This window comes from Gallibacterium genomosp. 1, from assembly GCF_000771875.1.
In the GTDB taxonomy this organism is placed as follows: Bacteria; Pseudomonadota; Gammaproteobacteria; order Enterobacterales; family Pasteurellaceae; genus Gallibacterium.
This window is the reverse complement of the sequence record NZ_JPXX01000001.1, coordinates 121,162-128,044: the sequence shown is the minus strand read 5'-3', so window position 1 is coordinate 128,044 and position 6,883 is coordinate 121,162. Positions and strand designations below refer to the sequence as shown.

At 36.8% G+C, this 6,883-nt stretch carries 5 protein-coding genes; 1 reads left to right on the top strand and 4 read right to left on the bottom strand.

Features of this window, described 5'->3' with window-relative positions:
- Window positions 1-88: 88 nt before the first annotated feature.
- The gene (sbcB, locus tag JP36_RS00555; RefSeq protein WP_039170897.1) at window positions 89-1,504 is read right to left on the bottom strand and encodes an exodeoxyribonuclease I; all 1,416 of its coding nucleotides are present in this window, start codon (window positions 1,502-1,504) and stop codon (window positions 89-91) included.
- Window positions 1,505-1,765: 261 nt separating this feature from the next.
- Here sbcB and cspD point away from each other — a divergent pair, with 261 nt between their 5' ends.
- A complete protein-coding gene (cspD, locus tag JP36_RS00550) occupies window positions 1,766-1,975 on the top strand; it encodes a cold shock domain-containing protein CspD (RefSeq protein WP_013744968.1) in 210 nt (69 codons plus the stop codon).
- Between the two features lie 86 nt (window positions 1,976-2,061).
- Here the strand turns inward: cspD and tdeA are convergent, their stop codons facing one another.
- The 3 genes from tdeA to JP36_RS00535 all read right to left on the bottom strand — a co-directional run bounded on the left by tdeA (window position 2,062) and on the right by JP36_RS00535 (window position 6,642).
- Window positions 2,062-3,432, bottom strand: a complete 1,371-nt coding sequence (tdeA, locus tag JP36_RS00545) for a toxin/drug exporter TdeA (protein WP_039170892.1) — start codon at window positions 3,430-3,432, stop codon at window positions 2,062-2,064.
- Between the two features lie 97 nt (window positions 3,433-3,529).
- A complete protein-coding gene (locus JP36_RS00540) occupies window positions 3,530-5,467 on the bottom strand; it encodes a MacB family efflux pump subunit (protein ID WP_039170889.1) in 1,938 nt (645 codons plus the stop codon).
- A gap of 8 nt (window positions 5,468-5,475) precedes the next feature.
- Complete coding sequence (locus JP36_RS00535) at window positions 5,476-6,642, bottom strand: efflux RND transporter periplasmic adaptor subunit (RefSeq protein WP_039170884.1); 1,167 nt, start codon at window positions 6,640-6,642, stop codon at window positions 5,476-5,478.
- Between the last annotated feature and the right edge of the window lie 241 nt (window positions 6,643-6,883).

Below are 6,883 nucleotides of genomic sequence, written 5' to 3'. Positions count from 1 at the left end.
CTTGTACTATAAGGCTTTAAGCCACTTTTTAGCAACAATTTTGTCTACTATGCCGATTTTTTTATATTGATCTAAAGTGTTTTGAGAATTAATCCGATAGTTTTAGGCTATATTCATATAAATTTTGCAATAACAGCAATTTGTTTTCATCATTGGAATATTGTGCAGAAAGCATTTCAAATTCAGCAATAAATTCGGCACTACTTGCATCCAACTTAGCGTGACAATATTTTTGCCATTTGATCTGCTCAGCACGAGATAAGGTTTTGTAAAAATGTCTGGCGCGATAACGGAATAACAATTCAGGAATGCGTTTATCTTGAAACGTTAAACCGTGATTTGCCAGCTGTTCTGGCGATAATGTGCGTAAAATAGCCAAATTATTTTTATCTGAATATGAGAAAAAACCTTTATAAAGCGCAGTTTCCACATCATCATAATCATTGTCATACTCTTCTAAAAAGATCTGATGAACTTTTTCGCGAATTTCCGGCATTGCTTGCAGTTTAGCCAGATTATTTAAACATTGTTGACGATCAATACCTACTCGTTCGGCATCTTGCGGACGTAATGTTTTTGCCGGTGCTAAGATTGGACATTTATTGCTGTGAACCAATTTTAATGGTACCGATTTTTTTCCTTGTAACTCCAGCTCTGCTTTCTTGGTATAAAGATTTTGCTTTAACTCTTCAACGCTTAAGGTAAGAAGATCTTCAATGTCTGCCGCTAAATCACAAAAAATAACTGCATTTTTATTGGTTGGATGTGGAGCTAACGGCACCATCCAACTGATATTACTGCGATAATTACCTAGCATTCCGGAAACGTGAACTAAAGGGGTCATATTGATGTAATCAATGAGTTCGTTGATTTTATCTTTTGACCTATGGGTAAAGAAATAATCGAATAGTTTTGGTTGTCTCTGTTTAATTAGTTTTGCCATTTCAATGGTGGCATAAACATCGGACATAGCATCGTGGGCGTGACTGTGTTCTATATCGTTGGCTTTCGTTAATAATTCCAAGCGGAAACTCGGCATCCCCTCATCGTCATAGACCCAATTAATGCCTTCAGGGCGAAGCGCATAGGTGGCACGAATAACGTCCAGTAAATCCCAACGAGAATTGCCTTGACTATAACTATATGCATAAGGATCAATGAAATTACGGTAAAAAGTGTAACGCGTCATTTCATCATCGAAACGAATATTGTTGTACCCCATAATGCAAGTATTCGGCTGGCTAAACTCTTCTAAAATTTTAGCAGCGAATTCAGGTTCGCTAATGCCTTGTTGATTACAGAGTTGCGGTGTAATGCCGGTGAGTGCTACTGCCGCCGGGTGCGGCAGATAATCATTGGTTTGTTTGCAATATAAAACAATCGGTTCGCTAATAATATTGAAATCTTTATCGGTGCGAATGCCGGCAAATTGTGCAGGTCGATCTCTAGCTGGGTCAACGCCGAAACTTTCATAGTCATAAATAAAAAAGGAGAAATCGTTCATATTATGAATTAGTTACTAAAATGGATTTAATTGTTGATGATTATAGTGAATCATTTCCTTTCAGAAAACCTGAAATTAACAGACTAATTAATAGTGATTAGTCTCTTTTTGAACAAATTTGCTAAATTTATGTGATCTTCCGCTAATTTTGAAGATTATGTATTTGATTTATGAATAAAGTTGGATAAATATGTAATCAGTACAGGGCGATCCTGCCGTTGTATATTTTAATTAAGTCAAAATCCATTATTCGAGGTTATTATGGAAATCGGTGTAGTTAAGTGGTTTAACAATGCAAAGGGGTTCGGTTTTATTTCTGTTGAAGGTCACGAGGGTGATATTTTTGCTCACTATTCTGTGATAGAAATGGACGGATATCGTTCGTTAAAAGCTGGGCAAAAAGTACAGTTTGAAGCGGTTCACGGTGATAAAGGTTCACACGCAACAAAAATTGTACCAATTGTTGAATAAACATATTTATCTAGTCGTACAATAAAAAAGATACACTGATAAATTCACAGTGTATCTTTTTGTTTATTTGATTTTAATGTACATCACTATTTTTTCATATAGTAACCAGCCATTGCTTGATATACCGCAGTTTCATTTTGAATTAACTGATATTTTTGATTCAAAATAGAAATTTGCGAGGATTTTTCGGTATTGGCAGCAGTTAGCCAATCTTTCAATTCGGAAACGCCGGCATTGTAGCGATCACGGTAATATTGGCTAATACGTTTGTCGTAGTTATATTTATCCTGTAAATTGTTATAACTACGTTGGGATTGTTGATAGGCAAAATAGAGCGCATCAATCTCATTTAAAGCATTGGTAATACTTTGTTCAAAACCTAAGCGTGCCACTTCATAATTTGCTTCTGAAATTTTTACATTCCATTTTACGGTTTGCCAAGAGAGGAACGGCAGTGTGATGCCTAATGTACCGACACCATACCGAGTATCGGTAGCATTGCTGACTTTATTGCCTTGTACTTGTAATGAACCAGCAAGTGAAATTTGTGGGAACCAGCTCTTTTGCATTGCTTTAGCATCTTTAAATGCACTTTGTAAACGATATTCTGCTGCACGTACATCCGGACGGTTAGCAATGACAGAAACAGGAACATTTAGATTTACGCCCGGCAATTTCACTGAAAGCAGATCTGGCAACTGAATATGTAATGGATCGGTTGGTTTTAAGTTGAGCAGATTATGCATTGTTTGCTGTGCAGTTTTTTGTTGGGCTTGTAGTTCTAATAAAGTGTTGCGAGCCATCAACACTGCTTGTTTGGCTTGTGCACTGCTTAAGCCGTCAATAACACCATAACGCTGTTTATTCTGTACTACATTATCAATTTCGTTGTAATAACGTACAGAATCTTCTGTTGCTTTAATTGCATCATTTAAATACGCCAAACTGTAATAGGTGTTAATCACACTATTAATCAAGGCAAGACGAGCGGCAGCAAGATCTTCAACAGTCGCTTTATGTTCCCATTCTGCAGCATCAGCAGAGTCGGCTAATTTACGCCATAAATCAAGTGTATAGCTAATATTTAAATTGCCAGTATGAGTAATAACGGAATTTCCTCCGTTTTTAATATCTTTTCTTGCTTGAGATTCACTACCGCCGCTGAATGTTGGCACTAGATCAGCACCAAGTAAATTGGCTTTATAAAGAGCAATATTAACGGCAATGGCACTTTTTGCTAAATCCAAATTATTTTTTAATGCAGTATCAACTAATTGATTCAGTTGCGGATCATTGTATAGTTTCCACCACTCTTCATTCACGTTAAATTGTGAGGTTGCATCAATATATTGTTGGAAATTTTGTTCACTGGCTTTGAAAGAATCATCTAAATTTGCACAGCCGACCAATGCGGTTGAAAGCAGTAGTGCAATAGTGATTTTATTAAATGTTTTCATAGTTATCCTTATGTCTAAAACGTTGTAAAAAATTATAGCAATTCATAGCATTTTCGACCAGTAATCACCTCTGAAATTATCTCAAGCTATAAGCGATTTAGTCTTGAGATAATGCTGTAATTGGGTTTAATTTTGCAGCATTTTTTGCTGGTATATAACCGAATATGATACCGATTAATGTTGAACAAAGGACTGCTACAACAATCGAAAAAGTGGAAAAAAGCATCGTAAACTCGTTCATAAAACGATTGAATAAAAAGCCGATTAAACCGGATAAAATAATCCCGATAATACCGCCGACCAAGCAGACCAATACGGCTTCGATTAAAAATTGTTGCAGAATATTCTGTTGTTTGGCTCCGATTGCCATTCTGACTCCAATCTCTTTTGTACGTTCCGTAACGGAAACCAACATAATATTCATCACGCCGATACCCCCAACAATTAATGAAATTAATGCAATTGAGGATATTAATAATTTCATTGTATTTGTTGTGCTTTCAATCGTTTGTTTGATGGTGTCGGTATTTAAAATAAAAAAGTCTTTTTTGCCGTGACGACTTAGTAGCAGTGCAGTGACATTTTTTTCTGCTGCAGAGGTGCTGATACCTTGATTGACTTTGACTGTAATGGAGCTAATTTTTTTCTCACCTGAAATTTTGTTCATTGCTGTAGTATAAGGAATCCAAATATTTAGGCTTTCCCGATTAACGCCCATCACATTTTGAATATCGACAATACCGATCACTTTTAACGGTTTTTTATTGATCATAATAATTTGCCCGAGCGGATTACGATCCTGAAAAATGCGTTTTTGCGTATTTTGATCAATCACAGCGACGGATTGATTCTGTTTAACTTGCTCACCACTAAAAAGTTGCCCGGCAACGGTTTGTATTCCTTTAACATTAAAATATTGTTCGCTGACACCACGCACTTGAGCGGTAAAAGCATTGTTTCGATAAGTGAGTGTACCACTAACAGAACTGTTTGGCGTAACGCTTTCAATATAAGGTTGACGCATCAGAGCTTCACTGTCATTGACGGTAAGATTCTGCATACTTTCCGCTCTCCGATCACCAAAACCGGTGCCGTTATAAATATCCATTGTATTGGTACCGAGCGAGTTGATATTTTGCAATACTTTTTGTTGTGAGCCGTTACCGAGTGCAACTACACAGACTACAGAAGTAATACCGATGATAATGCCCAACATAGTGAGCAGTGAACGTAGTTTATGTGCAACAATCGCATTGATTGACATATTTAATGCTTCAAAAAATTGATCGCGATAAAATTGCCAACCTCGATTTGTGGTAGTTTGCGTAATTTCACGCACAGTGATTTGCAACGATTGGCGATGATCCTGAATAATTTCGCCATCCTTAATTTCAATAATACGATTAGCAAATTGTGCAATATGTTTATCGTGCGTAACCAAAATAATAGTGTGTCCTTCTTGATGCAGTTGTTGCAAAATCTGCATCACTGTTTCGCCACTTTTTGAATCCAATGCACCTGTGGGTTCGTCTGCCAAGATGATATCGCCGCCGTTCATTAATGCTCTAGCAATGCTGACGCGTTGTTGCTGTCCGCCAGAAAGCTGGTTTGGTTTATTGTCAATTTTATTGCTTAACCCTAATTTTTCTAATAGCTGTGCGGCACGTTGTAGTCGTTGTTCTTTTGCCATACCTGTATATACCGCAGGCAGTGCAACATTTTCCTGTGCGGTTAACGTGGAGAGCAAATTGTAACGTTGAAAAATGAAACCAAAACGTTGCTGACGTAATTCAGAGAGTTGGTCTGTTGACAGTTTTGCTGTTTCTTTTCCGGTAATTTGATAAGAACCACTGGTGGCAGTATCTAAACAGCCGATAATGTTCATTAATGTGGATTTTCCTGAACCGGACGCACCAATGATAGCAATAAAATCGCCTTGTTCAATTTCAAGATTGATATTTTTCAAAATATGAACTCGGTTTTCACCTTCGCCGAAGAATTTATTGAGGTTTTTAATTTCAATAATGTGTTGCATAAAAACCTCTACATCATTCGTGGTGTTCTTACTTTGACGCTAGCTGCTTCATTAGCAGAGGACTGTGAAATAATAACCTTGTCGCCCTCATTCAATCCGGAGAGAATTTCTGTATTAATTTCATCGTGCAGACCAATTTGGACAATTTTTTCTATGACATTATCGCCATCTAAAATTTGCACACTGTTTTGACCATTTTTTCTTTGAATAGCCAAGGTTGGCACGACTAAAACGTGCTGTTTTTGTGCAGTGATAATAGTATTTTGTGTAGTCATTCCAATTTGTAGTTTATGTTCAGGATTAGGCACTAACATATTGGCATAGTAATAGATAGCGTTAGTATCGCTGACAGATTCGCTATATTCATTATCAGTTAGCGTAGTCATCGCCGGATCAACGGAATCTATTTTTGCCTGATAAATTTCATCAGGCTCAGCGAGCGTGGTAAATTGCACCTTCATACCAGGTTTAATTTTAGTAATATCTCCTTCTGAAATTTCAGGTTTAATCAACATTGTATCTAGATCCGCAACTTGAATAATGGTCGGAGTAGTTTGATTAGCATTAACGGTTTGCCCGACAGAAACTGGAATAGATATAACAATGCCATCAATTGGAGAAGTGATCTTAGTGTAATTCAGATTGGTTGTTGCTGTATTAACTTCAATTTCTGATTGTTTAATTTGCGCCTGAATCTGTTCAACATTCGCTTTCACACTATCTAAATTATTTTGTGCGTTTTCATAATCATCTAGAGAACTGGCTTTACGTTTATAAAGTTTAACAATCCTTTGAAAATTGGAATTAGCAACTCGATAAGCTGTCTGTGCCGCCACTAATTGTGCCTTATAAGCCGTTAATTGAGCTTGCGCACTGTTTAACGTGTTTTCCTGCGTAATAGAATCTAGTTCGGCGATTAATTCACCTTTTTTCACTTTTTGCCCAAGTTTAACTAAAATTTTTTCCACTTTTCCGGAAACGCGCGCACCTACTTCAACCCGATTAGAACTGCGAACAGTCCCTGTTGCTACAACGGTTTGTTGAATATCGCTGTATTTAGCTGTTTCTGTCAGATAGGTTGTCTTTGGTTGAGATTGCAGATTGAAATAATAGATCGCTGCTAAAATAATCAGTGCAACGGTAATGCCTAAAATCCGCTTTTTCGTAAACGTCATATATTTGATCCTTTAAACAAACAAGGATTTTCTATCACTAAATGAACATTCATTCATTTTATAGAAAGATAATCCGCTAAACAAATATTATTTTTTACTTGTTGTAATGCCTTTTCGCTTAAAAAGACAAGGGGGAAAAATAATTCACTTTGCTGAATCGGGCGTAAATATAGAAATGAAAAGTTAGCTTAAAATTAGTGTATTCACCGCTTCAATTTGGTGTTATGCGTTAAAGCGTGTA